Origin of the sequence: Klebsiella oxytoca (assembly GCF_009707385.1) — a bacterium.
GTDB lineage: Bacteria > Pseudomonadota > Gammaproteobacteria > Enterobacterales > Enterobacteriaceae > Klebsiella > Klebsiella oxytoca_C.
In genome coordinates, this window is sequence record NZ_CP046115.1 from 3,199,061 (window position 1) to 3,216,367 (window position 17,307).

At 55.5% G+C, this 17,307-nt stretch carries 14 protein-coding genes; 6 read left to right on the plus strand and 8 right to left on the minus strand.

The window, feature by feature from the left end; all coding sequences use genetic code 11:
- Positions 1 to 88 precede the first annotated feature (88 nt).
- Positions 89 to 985: a DMT family transporter gene (locus GJ746_RS14935; protein WP_154680912.1), complete on the plus strand. Its 897-nt coding sequence runs from the start codon at positions 89 to 91 to the stop codon at positions 983 to 985.
- Here the strand turns inward: GJ746_RS14935 and narI are convergent.
- From narI to GJ746_RS14960, 5 genes are all read right to left on the minus strand, one after another.
- Positions 982 to 1,659, minus strand: a complete 678-nt coding sequence (gene narI, locus GJ746_RS14940) for a respiratory nitrate reductase subunit gamma (protein WP_154680913.1) — start codon at positions 1,657 to 1,659, stop codon at positions 982 to 984. The two genes, GJ746_RS14935 and narI, sit on opposite strands and share 4 nt — an antisense overlap.
- Positions 1,659 to 2,369: a nitrate reductase molybdenum cofactor assembly chaperone gene (gene narJ, locus GJ746_RS14945; protein WP_154680914.1), complete on the minus strand. Its 711-nt coding sequence runs from the start codon at positions 2,367 to 2,369 to the stop codon at positions 1,659 to 1,661. The genes narI and narJ overlap by 1 nt, the downstream gene beginning before the upstream one ends.
- Positions 2,366 to 3,901, minus strand: coding sequence for a nitrate reductase subunit beta (gene narH, locus GJ746_RS14950; RefSeq protein WP_154680915.1), 1,536 nt, complete (start codon positions 3,899 to 3,901; stop codon positions 2,366 to 2,368). Before narH ends, narJ begins: the two co-directional genes overlap by 4 nt.
- Positions 3,898 to 7,641, minus strand: a complete 3,744-nt coding sequence (locus GJ746_RS14955) for a nitrate reductase subunit alpha (RefSeq protein ID WP_154680916.1) — start codon at positions 7,639 to 7,641, stop codon at positions 3,898 to 3,900. The genes narH and GJ746_RS14955 overlap by 4 nt, the downstream gene beginning before the upstream one ends.
- Before the next feature lie 392 nt (positions 7,642 to 8,033).
- Positions 8,034 to 9,422 (minus strand): NarK family nitrate/nitrite MFS transporter, encoded by a 1,389-nt coding sequence (locus GJ746_RS14960; protein ID WP_154680917.1) that lies wholly within the window; start codon positions 9,420 to 9,422, stop codon positions 8,034 to 8,036.
- 311 nt (positions 9,423 to 9,733) lie between these two features.
- Between GJ746_RS14960 and narX the strand changes: the two genes are divergently transcribed.
- A complete protein-coding gene (gene narX, locus GJ746_RS14965; RefSeq protein WP_154680918.1) occupies positions 9,734 to 11,512 on the plus strand; it encodes a nitrate/nitrite two-component system sensor histidine kinase NarX in 1,779 nt (592 codons plus the stop codon).
- A gap of 10 nt (positions 11,513 to 11,522) precedes the next feature.
- Entirely contained in the window at positions 11,523 to 12,173 is a 651-nt protein-coding gene (narL, locus tag GJ746_RS14970) for a two-component system response regulator NarL (protein ID WP_154680919.1), read from the plus strand.
- An 8-nt stretch (positions 12,174 to 12,181) separates the two neighbouring features.
- On the opposite strand, the gene GJ746_RS14975 is transcribed toward narL, so the two are convergent.
- Positions 12,182 to 13,549: a YchO/YchP family invasin gene (locus GJ746_RS14975; protein WP_154680920.1), complete on the minus strand. Its 1,368-nt coding sequence runs from the start codon at positions 13,547 to 13,549 to the stop codon at positions 12,182 to 12,184.
- Positions 13,550 to 13,802: 253 nt separating this feature from the next.
- Here GJ746_RS14975 and GJ746_RS14980 point away from each other — a divergent pair, with 253 nt between their 5' ends.
- Together GJ746_RS14980 and GJ746_RS14985 are read left to right on the plus strand one after the other, a co-directional pair.
- Positions 13,803 to 14,156, plus strand: coding sequence for a DsrE/DsrF/TusD sulfur relay family protein (locus GJ746_RS14980; RefSeq protein ID WP_154680921.1), 354 nt, complete (start codon positions 13,803 to 13,805; stop codon positions 14,154 to 14,156).
- A 402-nt stretch (positions 14,157 to 14,558) separates the two neighbouring features.
- Entirely contained in the window at positions 14,559 to 14,801 is a 243-nt protein-coding gene (locus tag GJ746_RS14985) for a DUF1883 domain-containing protein (RefSeq protein ID WP_154680922.1), read from the plus strand.
- Positions 14,802 to 14,835: 34 nt separating this feature from the next.
- Here GJ746_RS14985 and GJ746_RS14990 read toward each other — a convergent pair whose 3' ends face one another.
- Complete coding sequence (locus GJ746_RS14990) at positions 14,836 to 15,516, minus strand: gamma-glutamylcyclotransferase (RefSeq protein ID WP_154680923.1); 681 nt, start codon at positions 15,514 to 15,516, stop codon at positions 14,836 to 14,838.
- Positions 15,517 to 15,666: 150 nt separating this feature from the next.
- Positions 15,667 to 15,897, minus strand: a complete 231-nt coding sequence (gene chaB, locus GJ746_RS14995; protein WP_154680924.1) for a putative cation transport regulator ChaB — start codon at positions 15,895 to 15,897, stop codon at positions 15,667 to 15,669.
- Between the two features lie 265 nt (positions 15,898 to 16,162).
- Between chaB and chaA the strand changes: the two genes are divergently transcribed.
- Positions 16,163 to 17,263: a sodium-potassium/proton antiporter ChaA gene (gene chaA / locus GJ746_RS15000; protein ID WP_154680925.1), complete on the plus strand. Its 1,101-nt coding sequence runs from the start codon at positions 16,163 to 16,165 to the stop codon at positions 17,261 to 17,263.
- Positions 17,264 to 17,307 lie beyond the last annotated feature (44 nt).

The window sequence follows — 17,307 nt, forward strand, 5'->3', positions numbered from 1 at the left end:
AAGAGATTTAGCCATTCAACCTTATCTCAGTACTGTAAAACCCGACACTCTTTTCCGAAAATAGCACCTCTCACTCAGGAGGTGTGCAATGCGTGAAAAACAAAATGGCGTCTGGCAAATGTGCCTGGCGATGTTAATTTCCGGCTCGATTGGCGCGTTTGTTTTACTCTCCGGCCTGCCTGTGACGGAGGTTGTATTCTGGCGCTGTCTGATTGGGGCGATGGCGTTGTTTATTTTTATTCGGTTCAGTAAACAGCCTTTCAGCCCGTTCTCTCCCGCCACCCTGGTGCTGGCTATTCTCGGCGGCATAGCTCTGGTGGTGAACTGGCTGTTGTTGTTTGCCGCCTACGAACGACTCTCGATTGGTCTTTCTACCGTGGTGTATAACACCCAGCCGTTTATGCTGGTGATGATGGGAATGCTTTTAGGTGAACGCGTTAGCCTGATGAAATGGGGCTGGCTGGTTCTCGCGTTTGCCGGCGTGGTCATCTTGCTATCCGGCGAGCTGACGGGCTCACATCGCGCCGGATGGCTCGCCGGTATCGGTCTGGCGCTGGGAGCCGCCTTCTTCTACGCGCTAACGGCGATGATCGCCCACAGGCTTAAATCCATCGCGGCGCAGCATATCGCCTTTATTCAGGTGCTGACTGGCGTAGTGATGCTTCTGCCGCTTGCCCGCATGCCGTCATTTTCCGGTGATTTTCCATGGTCTATCTTGCTAACGCTGGGCATCGTCCATACCGGCATTATGTATCAACTGCTCTATAGCGCGATTCAGAAGCTGCCTACGCCCATTACCGGCTCGCTGTCGTTTATCTATCCGGTAGTGGCAATTATTGTCGATAATCTGGTATTCGGACACTCGCTGAATCTTACGCAGCTGGCGGGCGGCGCGCTGATCCTGTTTGCCGCGGCGGGCAACAACCTTGGCTGGGGCGAAAAAAAACCCCGCGAATGCGGGGTAGGTATCAAAACAGCGAATTAGCGACGGGCGCGAACAATCTGGTATTTGCGCGTCAGGTACTCGACCGGCGCGCTCCAGATATGCACCAGACGGGAGAACGGGAACAGCACAAACAGCGTCATCCCCAGCACCAGGTGTACGCGGAAAATAAACGCCACGCCGTCGAGATGCTGCGAAGCGCCGCCGTGGAAGGTCACCACCGACTGCGCCCAGCCCACCAGCTTCATCATTTCGCTACCGTCCATATGCTGAGCGGAGAACGGAATAGTCAGCAGACCCAGAGCGCACTGCACCATCAGCAAGGTAAGGATCAGAATATCCGCTTTAGTGGTGGTTGCACGAACGCGCGGGCTCAACAGACGACGCTTGAGCAGCAGCAGGCCGCCCACCAGCGTCATCACGCCGCAGGCGCCGCCCGCAAGCATTGCCATCTTCTGCTTCACGTCGATCGGCAGGAAGGACTCGTACATCCAGTGCGGAGTCAGCATGCCGAGAAAGTGCCCGGCAAAGATCCCCAGAATACCGATATGAAACAGATTTGATGCCAGATTCATCCCCTTACGATCCAGCATCTGGCTGGAACCCGCACGCCAGGTGTACTGCCCATAGTCGTAGCGCAGCCAGCTGCCGACCAGGAATACCGTACCGGCAATATACGGATAGATGTCAAAGAAGAGCATATTCAGGAAGTGCATTATTGCTGTCCTCCGTTAGAGATATTCAAATATTGCGGGGCAACGGCTCCGGCAAAACGACGCTGGTGTGCGGCGATCTCCGACTCGCCGCAACCCCGATCGGCAAAGAATTTCACCTGCTCTTCTTCCCAGACGGCATCCAGCGCCTGCGGCGTATCGTCACGAGCTTCATCGGCGATTTTTTCCGCCACTTTCTGGCTATCGACCCGGGCGTTCGCCAGCTTGAGCAGCAATTCAAACAGCACCGCGTAGCCGCTTTCGCGCTGCTGCAGACGAGCGCTGAGCAGGCCAAGAATCGGTGCGACATCCTGCAATCCGCCGAGCGCTTCCGCTTCCGGCAGCTGCGCCAGATACTCAAGATACAGCGGCAGATGATCCGGTAATTCGCGACTATCGAGCTGCAGACCGTGGCGCTCATACTGCGTCATCAGGTCGACCATCGCCTGGCCGCGATCGCGGGATTCGCCGTGCACGTGCTCAAACAGCAGCAGCGAGGTCGCGCGCCCGCGATCGAACAGCTCGCTATAGCGAGACTGGGCATCCAGTAGATCAAGGGTGGTCAGATCGCGCAGGAAAACGCTCAGCTTATGGGCATCCTCCGGCGCGAGCTTTTCCGAAGAGGCGATCGCGTCGAACAGCTCCTGCTGATGCTGCCATAAGGCAGCGTCAGGGTACTCGAGAAGACGCGACACAATTACGAGTTCAATCATGGGTGCGGCTCCGTTTTGCTGGTGACGTCGATAGCATCGATACGGCGGCTATTAAACAGATTAAACTGGCTGTCAGAACCGTGGCAGCCGTCGCCGAAGGTGAAGCCGCAACCGTTTTTCTCCGGGAAAGCGTCGCGGGCCTGTTCGCGATGGCTGCTCGGCACCACGAAACGGTCTTCGTAGTTGGCGATAGCCAGATAACGATACATCTCCTGCGCCTGGGCTTCAGTGAGGCCAACCTCTTCCAGCGCCCGGGTATCGACAACGCCATCAACGGTTTCCGCGCGTTTGAAGTGGCGCATCGCCAGCATACGTTTCAGCGCCAGCAACACCGGCTGGGTATCGCCCGCGGTCAGCAGGTTTGCCAGATACTGAACCGGGATACGCAGGCTTTCTACATCCGGCAGAATACCGTTGCTGCCGAGTTCCCCCGCATCAGCGGCTGACTGAATCGGTGACAGAGGCGGCACGTACCAGACCATTGGCAGGGTGCGATATTCCGGATGCAGCGGCAGCGCCAGCTTCCAGTCCATCGCCATTTTGTACACCGGCGACTGCTGGGCGGCTTCGATAACGCCCTGCGGCACGCCGTCTTTCAGCGCCTGCTCAATCACTTTCGGGTCGTTCGGGTTGAGGAACACGTCCAGCTGACGCTGATACAGGTCTGTCTCATTCTCCGTGCTGGCGGCATTTTCAATGGCATCCGCGTCATACAGCAGCACGCCGAGGTAGCGAATACGCCCCACGCAGGTCTCCGAGCAGACCGTCGGCATTCCGGATTCGATCCGCGGATAGCAGAAGATACACTTCTCAGATTTGCCGCTCTTCCAGTTGAAGTAGATTTTCTTGTACGGGCAGCCGGTGATGCACATCCGCCAGCCGCGGCACTTGTCCTGGTCGATCAGCACGATGCCGTCTTCTTCACGCTTGTAGATGGCGCCGCTCGGGCAGGTCGCGACGCACGCCGGGTTGAGGCAGTGTTCGCACAGGCGCGGCAGATACATCATAAAGGTGTTTTCAAACTGGCCATACATCGCCTTCTGCATGTTTTCGAAGTTCTGGTCTTTCGACAGCTTCTCAAACTCACCGCCCAGATCATCTTCCCAGTTCGGACCACGGGTGATTTTATCCATCCGCTGACCGGTAATCAGCGAGCGCGGACGCGCGATCGGCTGGTGTTTGCTTTCCGGCGCGTTATGCAGGTTTTGATAGTCGTAATCAAACGGCTCGTAGTAATCGTCGATGCCCGGCAGATGCGGGTTGGCGAAGATTTTACCCAGCAGCAGCGCGCGGTTGCCCATGCGCGGCTGCAGCTTGCCGTTGATCTTACGGATCCAGCCGCCCTTCCACTTTTCCTGGTTTTCCCAATCATTCGGGAAACCGACGCCCGGTTTACTTTCAACGTTGTTAAACCACGCGTACTCCATCCCCTCGCGGCTGGTCCAGACGTTTTTACAGGTGACTGAGCAGGTATGACAGCCGATGCACTTATCGAGATTCAGCACCATGCCGACTTGTGAACGAATTTTCATTTTACGCTCTCCTGTACCTGGTCATTACCTTCGCCATCTAACCAGTTAATATTCTTCATTTTACGAACCACCACGAATTCATCGCGGTTAGAACCGACCGTGCCGTAATAGTTAAAGCCGTAGGCCAGCTGCGCATAGCCGCCGATCATATGGGTCGGCTTCGGCGTAATACGGGTCACGGAGTTATGTATACCGCCGCGCTGTTCGGTGACCTCTGAACCCGGCAGGTTCACGATACGCTCCTGCGCGTGGTACATCATGGTCATCCCGGCGGGAACACGCTGGCTCACCACCGCACGCGCGGTCAGGGCACCGTTGCTGTTAAACACTTCGATCCAGTCGTTATCTTCAATACCCAGATCTTTAGCGTCCGCTTCGCTCATCCACACAATCGGACCACCGCGCGACAGCGTCAGCATCAGCAGGTTGTCGCTGTAGGTGGAGTGGATCCCCCACTTCTGGTGCGGCGTCAGGAAGTTCAGCGCCTTCTCCGGGTTGCCGTTCGATTTCGCCCCCATAACGGCTTTCACCGAACGGGTGTCAATCGGTGGACGATAAACCAGCAGGCTTTCGCCGAAGTCACGCATCCACTGGTGATCCTGATACAGCTGCTGGCGGCCGGAAAGCGTGCGCCACGGGATCAGCTCATGAACGTTGGTATAACCGGCGTTATAGGAAACGTGCTCATCTTCGAGGCCGGACCAGGTCGGGCTGGAGATAATTTTGCGCGGCTGGGCCTGAATATCGCGGAAGCGAATTTTCTCTTCCTCTTTATTCTTCGCCAGGTGCGTATGGTCACGACCGGTAAACTCGCTGAGCGCCGCCCAGGCTTTCACCGCCACGTGGCCGTTAGTTTCCGGGGCAAGGGTCAGGATCATTTCCGCCGCGTCAATTGCGGTATTAAGCATCGGCTGACCTTTCGCCGGACCATCCGCTTTGGTGTAGTTGAGCTTGCGCAGCAGGTCCATTTCGCTCTGGGTATTCCAGGCAATACCTTTCCCGCCGTTGCCGATTTTCTCCATCAGCGGGCCAATGGAAGTGAAGCGTTCGTATGTCGCCGGATAGTCGCGTTCAACGGTCAGAATATGCGGCGCGGTTTTGCCTGGAATCAGGTCGCATTCGCCTTTTTTCCAGTCCTTAACGTCCAGCGGCTGCGCCAGTTCGGCGGCGGAATCGTGCTGGATAGGCAGCGTTACTACATCGGTTTCCTGACCCAGGTGACCCACGCACACTTCGGAGAACGTCTTCGCAATACCTTTGTAGATATCCCAGTCGCTTTTCGATTCCCAGGCCGGATCCACTGCGGCAGAAAGCGGATGAATAAACGGATGCATATCCGAGGTATTCATATCGTCTTTTTCATACCAGGTCGCGGTTGGCAGCACGATATCGGAGTACAGGCAGGTGCTCGACAGACGGAAGTCCAGAGTCACCACCAGATCCAGCTTGCCGTCGAGACCGTTATCTTTCCATTCCACTTCTTCCGGCTTCACGCCGCCCTGCTTGCCAAGATCTTTGCCCTGAATACCGTTTTCCGTACCCAGCAGATATTTCAGCATGTATTCATGGCCTTTACCTGAAGACCCCAACAGGTTAGAACGCCAGATAAACAGGTTGCGCGGATGGTTCTTGCCATTTTCCGGCTGCTCGGCGGCAAAACGAATTGAGCCCTCTTTCAGCGACTTGACGGTGTAGTCGACCGGCGTCATGCCCGCTTTCTTCGCCTCTTCCGCGATACGCAGCGGGTTAGTGCCCAGCTGCGGCGCCGACGGCAGCCAGCCCATACGTTCAGCGCGCACGTTGAAGTCGATCAGGTGGCCGCTGTAGCGGGATTTATCCGCTAACGGCGACAGCAGTTCCTGGGCGGTTACGCTTTCATAGCGCCACTGGCTGGAGTGGTTATAAAAGTACGACGTACTGTTCATGTGACGCGCCGGACGCTGCCAGTCGAGGGCAAACGCCAGCGGCTGCCAGCCGGTCTGCGGACGCAGTTTTTCCTGGCCGACATAGTGCGCCCAGCCGCCGCCGCTCTGACCGACGCAGCCGCAGAAGATCAGCATATTAATCAGGCCGCGATAGTTCATATCGAGGTGGAACCAGTGGTTCAGACCGGCGCCGACGATAATCATCGAACGGCCGTGGGTCTTATCGGCGTTATCGGCAAATTCGCGCGCGGTGCGGATAATCTGCGCCCGGGAAACGCCGGTGATTTTCTCCGCCCATGCCGGGGTATACGCTTTAACATCATCGTAGCTGCCGGCGCAGTTTTCATCGCCGAGGCCGCGATCCAGGCCGTAGTTCGCCAGGGTGAGGTCGTATACGGTGGTGACCAGGACGGTAGAGCCGTCGGCTTTTTGCAGGCGTTTTACCGGCAGTTTGTGCAGCAGCACGTTTTCCAGCTCAACCTTATTAAAGTGCTCGGTACCTTCGCCGCCAAAATAAGGGAAACCGACGTTCGCGATCTCATCGTGGCCGCCCAGCAGGCTCAGGCGCAGCTCTACATCTTCTCCGGTTTTGCCGTCGCGCTGTTCAAGATTCCATTTGCCCTTATCGCCCCAGCGGAAACCGATGGAACCGTTCGGCACGGTGATTTCGCCCTTCTCATCAAAGGCGACGGTTTTCCATTCTGGATTCGTTTCCTGACCTAACGCATCAACCAGGTCAGCCGCGCGCAGCATGCGGCCCGCGGCGTAATAGCCATCGCGCTCTTCGAGCATCACCAGCATCGGCATGTCGGTATAGCGACGGACGTAATCGGTGAAATACTGGCTTGGCTTATCAAGATGGAACTCGCGCAGCATCACGTGGCCCATCGCCAGCGCCATCGCCGCATCGGTCCCCTGCTTCGGCGCCAGCCACAGATCGCAAAGCTTGGCGATTTCGGCGTAGTCAGGGGTGATAGCTACGGTTTTGGTGCCCTTGTAGCGAACTTCGGTAAAGAAGTGGGCATCCGGAGTACGGGTCTGCGGAACGTTGGAGCCCCACGCGATAATATAGCTGGAGTTATACCAGTCGGCGGATTCCGGCACATCGGTCTGTTCACCCCAGGTCTGCGGTGATGCCGGCGGCAGGTCGCAGTACCAGTCATAGAAGCTCAGGCAGGTCCCGCCGATCAGCGACAGATAGCGCGCGCCAGAGGCATAGGAGACCATCGACATCGCCGGAATCGGCGAGAAGCCGGCTACGCGGTCCGGGCCGTAGGTTTTGACGGTATAGACGTTAGAGGCGGCAATCAGCTCGTTCACCTCTTGCCAGGACGAGCGCACGAAACCGCCGCGGCCGCGCGCTTGTTTAAAGTTTTTCGCTTTGTCGGCGTCTTCAATAATCGAAGCCCATGCATCCACCGGATCGCTGTGCTGAACCTTCGCTTCACGCCACATTTTCATCAGGCGCTTGCGCATCAGTGGATATTTCAGGCGGTTGGCGCTGTAGAGATACCACGAGTAGCTGGCGCCGCGTGGGCAGCCGCGAGGTTCGTGGTTCGGCATATCCGGACGGGTGCGCGGATAATCGGTCTGCTGGGTTTCCCAGGTGACGAGGCCATTTTTGACATAAATCTTCCAGCTGCATGAGCCGGTGCAGTTTACACCGTGGGTGGAGCGCACAACTTTATCGTGCTGCCAACGTTGACGGTATCCATCCTCCCAATCCCGGTTGGTTTTTAGAAGCTGGCCATGCCCATCGGCAAAGGTTTCACCCTTCTGTTTGAAGTAGCGAAACCGGTCCAGGAATTTACTCATCGGGTTTCTCCTGTGTGGAGCCTGACGGCTCTCTGATAAATCGACATTGCTGGATTTGCAGCGAAGGTAACGCCATGAAAGAGGGCGAGAATTGATAACGATCAAGACGATATGGCTTATAAAAACGAGCTCAAAGGCGATTTACCACCAAAGTGGTATTAAGTTTAATTTTTTATTTATATGATTAATAAGAATTTTTTTAATAAATTACAGTGAGCAATCAGGAGTTGTTATTTGCCATGGTATTAAGGGGTAGATGCTCCTGGAGTAATTTTTTCTGTGACTTAAGGCACCTTTTGAAATAATCCAAATCAATAGTATGTTGTAACTAAATTATAAATAAAAAAAGAGCGCAAATAGTTCTGCGCTCTCTTATACCAGCTCAATGAAGCTTATTTTTGCTTACGTCCATAAACCGCCCAGGTAATCACTACGCAGGCGATATAGAATATCAGGAAGATTTTCATTGCTCCGGCAGGCGAGCCTGTCAGATCCAGCGAAATACCGAACGCTTTCGGAATAAAGAAGCCGCCAATAGCGCCAATCGCTGAAATAAAGCCCAGCGCCGCCGCCGTATCGGTCGCCGCTTCGCGCATCGCCTGCGCTTCGCTGCCGCCCTGCGCCTTCACGCGATCCATGGTCATTTTACGGAAGATAACCGAAATCATCTGGAAGGTAGAGGCGCTCCCCAGACCGGCTGTCAGGAACAGCACCATAAATACCGCGAAGAAGGCAATAAAGTTCCCCCCCTCACCGCGGGTTGGCAACGTCAGGAACAGCAGACCGCAGAAGATAGCCATTACGATAAAGTTCACCAGCGTCACGCGAGTCCCGCCCAGACGGTCGGAGATAGCCCCGCCGGTAGAACGCGCCAGTGCGCCGATAAACGGCCCGAAGAACGCATAGTGCAGGATTTGAACATCCGGGAACTGGGTCTTCGACAGCATCGCGAAACCTGCCGAGAAACCAATAAATGAGCCAAAGGTGGCAAGATAAAGCAACGCCATGATCCACAGATGTGCGCGTTTCAGTACCGGTAACTGCTCGCTCAGCGATGCCTTCGATGCCGACAGATCGTTCATAAAGAACCATGCCGCCAGGGTGAAGATAATCAGGAACGGTACCCAGATCCACGCGGCGTTTTCCAGGTACAGCATGGAACCATCCGACTGTTCGCTGCCGGTTCCGCCGAAGACCGCGAAAATCGACACAGATACCACCAGAGGAGCAACCAGCTGCATTACGCTAACGCCCATATTACCAAGGCCGCCGTTGACGCCCAGAGCACCGCCCTGCTTCTGTTTCGGGAAAAAGAAACTGATGTTAGCCATACTGGAAGCAAAGTTGGCCCCGGCAAAGCCGCACAGCAGGGAAATAATCACGAAAACGCTGAATGGCGTTGAGGTATCCTGCACCGCGAAACCCAACCAGACGCAGGGTACGATCATGATCCCGGTACTGAAAGCGGTCCAGCGACGGCCGCCAAACAGCGGCACCATAAACGCGTAGGGTACGCGCAGCAGAGCACCGGACAGCGCCGGCAGCGCGGTCAGCATAAACAGCTGGTCGGTAGTGAACTGAAAGCCAACCTTATTCAGGTTTACGGCGACGGCGCTAAACAACATCCAGACGCAGAATGCCAGCAAAAGACACGGAACGGAGATCCACAGATTGCGGCTGGCGACGCGGTGACCGCGCTGCTGCCAGAATTCAGGATCCTCAGGACGCCAGTCGCTAATGACTGAGCTGTTAGTCTTCTCCGGGATAGAAGAGTGACTCATAGACACCTCTGATTATTGGTATTAACCATGGCTACCTTATGGGTTACAGGCAGCGGTAAGTTGATATAAATCAAAGGAAAAGTTGGCATTAATCTGGCGAAAAAATGCTCATTACCCGAAGTGAGTAGCGCTTTCTGCGCAAAAAAGTGTGGTTTTTCACGTCACTGCTGTCATTACCCGAATGCCTGCCACCAGCCCTGGAAGCGCTGACAATTAAGGGGTAATCCTTTAGGGGTATGGGTATACTCCGGGGGATGTCCGAGAATAAGCGCCACTCCCGGATAATTTGCCGGTCAGGAGCCCTATAGCCCATGTTGAAACGTCTTTTTACGCCGCTGACGCTGGTTAATCAACTCGCCTTGATCGTTCTACTGGCGACGGTAATTGGCGTCGCCGGAATGGCGATATCTTCTCGCCTGGTTCACGGCGTTCAGGGCAGCGCGCACGCCATTAATAAAGCTGGCTCACTGCGCATGCAGAGCTACCGATTACTGGCGGCAGTGCCGCTGCACGACAGCGATCAAAGGCTGCTGGATGAAATGACCGCAACCGTTTTTAGCCCGGAACTGCAGTACGCCGCTCGCCACGACGATCAGCAAAAACAGCTCCAGGGGCTACAGCATTACTGGCAGCTGGAGCTGGCGCCAGGCATGCGTAAGGCGCAGAGTCAGGCCGCGGTAGCAACGGATGTCGCCGGTTTTGTCGACCGTATAGACCAGCTGGTGACCGCTTTCGATCACACCACCGAAGAGCGGATTAAGCACGTTGTCTGGATCCAGCGCATTATGGCCGTAGGAATGGCGTTGCTGCTGGTATTCACCATCGTCTGGCTGCGCGCGCGTTTACTCCGTCCCTGGAAACAACTGCTGGCTATGGCACGCGCGGTAAGCCGTCGCGATTTTACCCAACGGGCTCAGATTAGCGGGCGCAACGAGATGGCGACGCTCGGCATGGCGCTGAACAACATGTCAGAAGAGCTGGCGGAGAGCTATTCGGTGCTTGAACGCCGGGTACAGGAAAAAACCGCCGGTCTGGAGCAAAAAAACGAGATCCTCGCTTTTCTCTGGCAGGCCAACCGCCGACTGCACTCTAACGCTCCGCTCTGCGAGCGCATCTCTCCCGTCCTTAACGGTCTACAGGGCTTAACTCTGCTGCGCGATATCGAAGTCCGCGTTTACGATCTTGAGGACGAAGACAATCATCAGGAGTTCACCTGCCACTCTGATATACAGTGTGATGATAAGGGCTGCTACCTGTGTCCACGCGATCTACCGCCGCTGCCCGATAGCGGAACCACCCTAAAATGGCGACTCTCTGATGCCCATAACCAGTACGGTATTCTGCTGGCGACCCTGCCCGCCGGGCGCCATCTGAGCCACGATCAGCAGCAGTTGGTTGATACTTTGGTTGAGCAACTTACCGGCACCCTCGCGCTTGACCGTCATCAGGAGCACCAGCAGCAGCTTATCGTCATGGAGGAACGCGCCACCATCGCCCGCGAACTTCATGACTCCATCGCCCAGTCGCTCTCCTGTATGAAGATGCAGGTCAGCTGCCTGCAGATGCAGGGCGACGATCTGCCGGAAGCCAGTCGCCAGCTGTTGGGGCAAATCCGTAATGAACTGAATACGTCCTGGGCGCAGCTGCGCGAGCTGCTGACTACCTTCCGTCTGCAGCTTACCGAACCGGGATTACGCCCGGCCCTTGAGGCCAGCTGTCAGGAATACAGCGCCCACTTTGGTTTTACGGTACGCCTGGATTATCAGCTGCCGCCGCGTTTTGTCCCGTCGCATCAGGCAATTCACCTACTGCAAATCGCCCGTGAAGCGCTCAGCAACGCGTTAAAGCACGCAAATGCCACTGACGTTAGCGTCTCCGTGACGCTGCGGGACAATCAGGTCCGGCTGGTGGTGGCCGATAACGGCCGCGGCGTCCCGGATCACGCGGAACGCAGCAACCACTACGGCCTGATTATTATGCGCGATCGAGCGCAGAGCCTGCGCGGGGACTGTCAGGTCCGGCGCAGGGAAACCGGCGGTACCGAAGTACTGGTCACTTTTATCCCCGAAAAATCGTTTTCAATCCAATAAGGAGAACCCCATGAGTCAACAGGAACGGGCAACCATCCTTCTCATTGACGATCATCCGATGCTGCGCACCGGCGTCAAACAGCTGGTCAGCATGGCATCGGATATCCAGGTCATCGGCGAAGCCAGCAACGGCGAGCAGGGTATCGCCATGGCGGAATCCTTAGATCCGGACTTAATTCTGCTGGATCTCAATATGCCGGGTATGAACGGCCTGGAAACCCTCGACAAGCTGCGCGAGAAGTCGCTTTCCGGGCGCGTGGTGGTGTTCAGCGTCTCCAATCATGAAGAGGATGTGGTTACCGCCCTGAAACGCGGCGCCGATGGCTATCTGTTGAAGGATATGGAGCCGGAAGATCTGCTGAAAGCGCTGCAGCAGGCGGCGGCTGGCGAGATGGTCCTCAGCGAAGCGTTAACTCCGGTGCTGGCGGCCAGCCTGCGCGCCAACCGCGCCACCTCCGACCGCGACATCAGCCAGCTGACCCCGCGTGAGAGAGATATTCTCAAGCTGATTGCCCAGGGCCTGCCGAACAAAATGATCGCCCGCCGTCTGGATATCACCGAAAGCACCGTCAAAGTGCACGTCAAGCATATGCTGAAAAAAATGAAGCTAAAATCACGGGTGGAGGCGGCAGTCTGGGTCCATCAGGAACGCGTATTCTAAGGTGATGCCTACCACGAAACGCCATCGGCCGGCACCCGTACTAACGGCTCGGTCAGCGCCAGTGCGATCTCATTGGATGAGACGCGCTGACCCGTTTTATCCTCCACCACCAGCGAAAGATGCCAGCGGTTGCTCGCCCCGGCTTCGCTGCTCCAGCGTGGCATAATCACGCTCCAGCCTTCGGTACCGTTGGCCTCTATCGGCGAGGTGAGGCTTAAAGCCCGGGTATCCCCCTGCCAGCTCAGCGACTTAATCCCATGCAGGCTACGGATTTGTAGTTTCAACTGCACCGTCTCCCCGGGCTGAAGATCCCAGGGCGGAGTCGCCAGATAAACCGAAAGCGTTTTGCGCTGGCGATATTCAACTACCGGCAGATTATCGCGCTCCGGACTATCGTAGCGGCTACCGCGCAGCGATCGGCTAACCGCCACTTCATCGGCCGCCAGCTGCTGTTTTAAAGGCACGCCAAAGCGATAATTCAGCTTCAACCCGACATCATTTTGGCTGACGCCGCTTTCGCCCTGCTTATGCTTAGCGGTGACCGTAACCAACGGTACGGGGGTGTAATTCAGCCCCACCGACACCGCGACCGGGTTATGGTAGCCGGTCCCCGAATGGAACAGGTCGACGTTATCGCCAAAATACTGCTCCACGCTGACGCTGGTATTAATATGCTGATAAAAAGGCAACCGCGCCTGAGCCGTCACATCGTAGCCGCTCGCCATACGCTGCTGCTGAGTCAGGCTACTCCCCTGCTGCCAGCCGCCGAGCGGGATGTAGTAGTTAGCCGACAGACGCATCGACTCGCCCCAGGCTTCAGCACCAACGCTGCCGCGCGCCAGGCGGTCATCCAGTACTTTATCGTAGAATGAGTTGTAGCCCAGCAGCCAGGTCCCCATCCGCCAGCGCTGGCCCAGGCCAATATTACCAACCAGGCCGTTATCCCGCTGGGTAACGGAGTACTGATTCCAGGTAAGATAGTCGCCGTTATCCTGCAGAGGGACGAACCAGCTTCCCTTGCTGCCGGTAAAATTGCCCTCTTTATCGACCAGCAAATCGACATTGGCGTTACCCCACGGCGAAAGCCAGCTCTCCAGCTGATGGCTGACCTCGCTTCCCAGCTTACTGATGGCAAATACACGCGCCTGCTCGCCGGTTGTCAGCCCATTATCGCTCATACTGGCTTCGCCAAATTTTTTCGCCATCTCGGCAAAATGCTTTGCGTCATCATCGGCCTGCGGCGCCAGGCCGAGGTCGGGTAAGGTTTCAGCCCCTCCCGAGAACGCCTGATTATCCTGTAACGCGCGCGCGGGCAGACCTGTCAGCAGCAGGATAAGCGGTATATATGGGGTGATGCGGAACGACAGAAAGCTCAAATCGGTTACGTCTACTCACGAAGTGATAGCGGCAAAGTTTAAGTTTATCGCTTTTTGCCCTCCCCCGCAGCTTTCAGGACGATTCCAGGAATATGCTGAATCTCAGCCTGCGCCAGACTGCCCCTGCAGCGGCAGGCTTTAGCCGAATCTCAGTTGGTTCGCTAAGCAGAAGGCGTATTATTCGTCACTCTCTAATGAGTTAACGCTTTATACTTCAGTCAGGCAATAACCGTACCTTATACAAGGAGTCCTTATGCAACGTATTGTGATTATCGCTAACGGTGCCGCCTACGGCAGCGAATCTCTGTTCAATAGCCTGCGTCTGGCAATCGCTCTGCGTGAGCAGCAGTCCGACCTCGAACTCAGGCTGTTTTTAATGTCCGATGCGGTCACCGCCGGCCTGCGCGGACAGAAACCTGCGGAAGGCTACAACATTCAGCAAATGCTGGAGATCCTCACCGCGCAAAACGTGCCGGTGAAGCTATGCAAAACCTGTACCGATGGCCGGGGGATCAGCGCGCTGCCGCTGATTGATGGCGTGGAAATTGGCACCCTCGTTGAGCTGGCGCAATGGACGCTGGCAGCAGATAAAGTCCTGACCTTTTAAACGCGCTTTGGCTCCCAAATAATTCGAGTTGCAGGACAAAACGGTTTCCCGTTTTAAACTGCGCTTGCGCTGGCGCCGAGTCACGCGGCAATGGAAAACCCCGATGAGCTTACTTGGGTAAGCGATTCGGGCGAACGAGCGTGACCAGCCGACAGGCAATCTGAAGTATGGCGGGTATAACGGGATTAAATATCAGGCTGGCAGCATTTTTTAACCGAAAACAACGTGAGCTGAAAGCTTTCAGGCACAACGTCATTTTTGTTTAATCTTTATTCTTTTTTTTGATCAAAATCATCATCTGCCGCCCTCCCCTTTGGTGTTATGCGTAGACCAAAGTGTGAACAATATCACGCATGGAAATGGGCAGCAGGACGCTTTAGACTGAAACGGGGTTGAGATTAAATGGCAATGGTAAAAGCAAGTTTAACGTTATTTGGCGGTGATACTTTAGTGGTGCGTTGTTCCGAACGCTGCCATATTCACCTGATGAGCGCCAAAGTTTCTGGTGATAGCCACGCGGATGTTCTGAGCGTGCAGGACAGAGACAGCGCGTATCTGACGGTGCCGTATAGCGGTACCTGGAACGTGCTCATCGACAGCCACAGCCAGTCGCTGGAGCACTCAATCAGCTACGTTCCCGCCTGATAGCAAACGCCCGGTCTCCCCGGGCGATTTCTTCTCAAGCCAGCCCAGGCTGGCTGTTTTCCCCCAGCAGATGGCGCACCTTGCCGACTAAATCATCGAGACAGGCATCATGCATGCCGAGCTTTCGCAGCTCCTGATCGAGCGAGAAAAGATACTGAGCGTTAGTACCGAGCGGGCCGCTGGCGCGTGCTATCAGCGGCGCAATGACCTGGGCGCTGGTGTCCGCCTCAAACAGCGGATGGCGCGGATCCATAATAAAGACCAGCGCGCTGACGGTGCGGCCATCGTCAAGCTCCAGCTTGCACCACGTCGGCAGGTAGCAGCCGGTGATCATCTCCCGTTTCCACAGCAGGGTCAGCTCTTCTTCCAGGGTTTCATCGGGCAGGCGGTAGGCAACACCGGTGGTTCGCCCGCCCTCCTTCAGCGCCAGCATGCGGCCGGGCTGATTTGCGCTCCCGCGTCCTGCCGTGAGCCGCAGGCAAAACGCGCGGTGCCAGCCCGGTAGGGTACCGGTGCAGGATTCCCGATATTCAAGTGCCGGGTTCCACATCAGCGAACCGTAGCCAAAAATCCATACCGAGCCATCATCCGGACGGCAGGCCAGGGTCGCCGCCAAAGAGGCGGCCCGTTGCTCTGCCGACCAAAGAAGCGATTCCTCAATAGCGCCAAACGCTGTTTTACAATCCGCATTCAGTAAGAAATCACGAGTTAACACTGTCTACTACCTCCGCCACTGCCCGCTTCCCGGCGATTATCTGACACCATCCCTAAAGTATTGCTGAATTATTATCCAGCTTTATTTGACAATAAGCAATGAACGAGCTGCGGGCAAGAATTAAGGCGGTAGATAGCGTAGCAAAAGCGATTATTTCTTCTTATGCCACTTATCATCTTCCCCTTTTTCATAATCATTTTTCACCGCGGCCCATGCCACTTTATGTGCCGTTTCTTCACGGCTGGCATCATCCCGCCGGTCTTCTTTATGCTTATACTGCTCCCAGGCGCTGTTAAACGCTTCTTTATAAATCTCCTGGGCATGTGCGGGCAGAACGTGCTGAACGCTGTCGGGTAATTCACTTTTGCTGCTATAGGGCATTACGACCTCCAGTTTTAGCGTGAATAGTAAGTCTGGTAGGGGATTAACTGGCTGGCAAGGCGATAGATAAATGAGAAAGATGTTTTAGTAATTATCTGAATACTAAATACAAAACAATGGTAACCACAGTTTATGGCGCTCTACCCCTTTTACAGGGTCAGAGTGGTAAATTTAAGTAAAAAAACAAATTTATTTAATCAATGTCTGTTATTTTATTAACTTACGGTATCTATAATTATAACACCTGTACAATTGGAGATGGTTCATGACCGAAGCACATGAGGCGGTGAAAACCCGCCACAAGGAGACCTCCCTCGCCTTTCCGGTTCTGGCGCTGGCGGTGCTGTTTTTCTGGGGAAGCAGCCAGTCACTGCCAGTGGTAGTCGCTATTAATATTTTGGCGCTGGTAGGGATTTTGAGTAGCGCATTCAGCGTCGTTCGTCACGCCGACGTTCTGGCACACCGACTCGGCGAACCCTACGGCTCGTTAATTTTAAGCCTTTCAGTAGTTATTCTCGAAGTTAGCCTGATTTCCGCATTAATGGCCACCGGCGACGCCGCGCCAACGCTGATGCGTGATACCCTTTATTCAATCATTATGATTGTTACCGGCGGACTGGTTGGCTTCTCTTTACTGCTGGGCGGACGAAAATTCGCCACCCAGTATATGAATTTGTTCGGTATTAAACAGTACCTTATTGCCCTCTTTCCGCTGGCGATTATCGTTCTGGTTTTCCCGATGGCGCTGCCCGGCGCGAACTTTACTACCGGCCAGGCGCTGCTGGTGGCGCTGATTTCCGCCGCTATGTATGGCGTGTTCCTGCTGATTCAAACGAAGACGCACCAGAGCCTGTTTGTTTATGAACATGAGGATGACGGCGACGACGACGATCCGCATCACGGCAAACCGTCGGCGCATAGCAGCAAATGGCACACCGCCTGGCTGCTGATCCACCTGATTGCGGTTATTGCAGTGACCAAAATGAACGCGAATCCGCTGGAAACATTACTGACCAGCATGAACGCTCCCGTCGCCTTTACCGGCTTCCTGGTCGCGCTGCTGATCCTCTCGCCTGAAGGCCTTGGTGCGCTAAAAGCGGTATTGAACAATCAGGTGCAGCGAGCGATGAACCTGTTTTTCGGCTCGGTACTGGCAACGATTTCTTTGACCGTTCCGGTAGTCACGCTTATCGCTTTCCTCACCGGCAACGAACTGCGATTTGGTCTTGGCGCACCGGAAATGGTCGTGATGGTCGCCTCGCTGTTGCTGTGTCAGATATCGTTCTCAACCGGGCGCACTAACGTGCTGAACGGCGCGGCGCACCTGGCACTGTTCGCCGCCTATCTGATGACCATATTCGCCTGACCCTCTCCCGCCTGGCGGAGAGGTAAAAAAAGCCTGCCGGTTTT

Excerpts from the sequence above, each read along its gene's own strand:
- narJ (WP_154680914.1), bottom strand. The coding sequence starts at position 2,369 with ATGATTGAACTCGTAATTGTGTCGCGTCTTCTCGAGTACCCTGACGCT.
- narI (WP_154680913.1), bottom strand. The coding sequence starts at position 1,659 with ATGCACTTCCTGAATATGCTCTTCTTTGACATCTATCCGTATATTGCC.
- chaA (WP_154680925.1), top strand. The coding sequence starts at position 16,163 with ATGACCGAAGCACATGAGGCGGTGAAAACCCGCCACAAGGAGACCTCC.
- GJ746_RS14960 (WP_154680917.1), bottom strand. The coding sequence starts at position 9,422 with ATGAGTCACTCTTCTATCCCGGAGAAGACTAACAGCTCAGTCATTAGC.
- chaB (WP_154680924.1), bottom strand. The coding sequence starts at position 15,897 with ATGCCCTATAGCAGCAAAAGTGAATTACCCGACAGCGTTCAGCACGTT.
- narX (WP_154680918.1), top strand. The coding sequence starts at position 9,734 with ATGTTGAAACGTCTTTTTACGCCGCTGACGCTGGTTAATCAACTCGCC.
- narL (WP_154680919.1), top strand. The coding sequence starts at position 11,523 with ATGAGTCAACAGGAACGGGCAACCATCCTTCTCATTGACGATCATCCG.
- narH (WP_154680915.1), bottom strand. The coding sequence starts at position 3,901 with ATGAAAATTCGTTCACAAGTCGGCATGGTGCTGAATCTCGATAAGTGC.
- GJ746_RS14955 (WP_154680916.1), bottom strand. The coding sequence starts at position 7,641 with ATGAGTAAATTCCTGGACCGGTTTCGCTACTTCAAACAGAAGGGTGAA.
- GJ746_RS14985 (WP_154680922.1), top strand. The coding sequence starts at position 14,559 with ATGGCAATGGTAAAAGCAAGTTTAACGTTATTTGGCGGTGATACTTTA.
- GJ746_RS14980 (WP_154680921.1), top strand. The coding sequence starts at position 13,803 with ATGCAACGTATTGTGATTATCGCTAACGGTGCCGCCTACGGCAGCGAA.
- GJ746_RS14935 (WP_154680912.1), top strand. The coding sequence starts at position 89 with ATGCGTGAAAAACAAAATGGCGTCTGGCAAATGTGCCTGGCGATGTTA.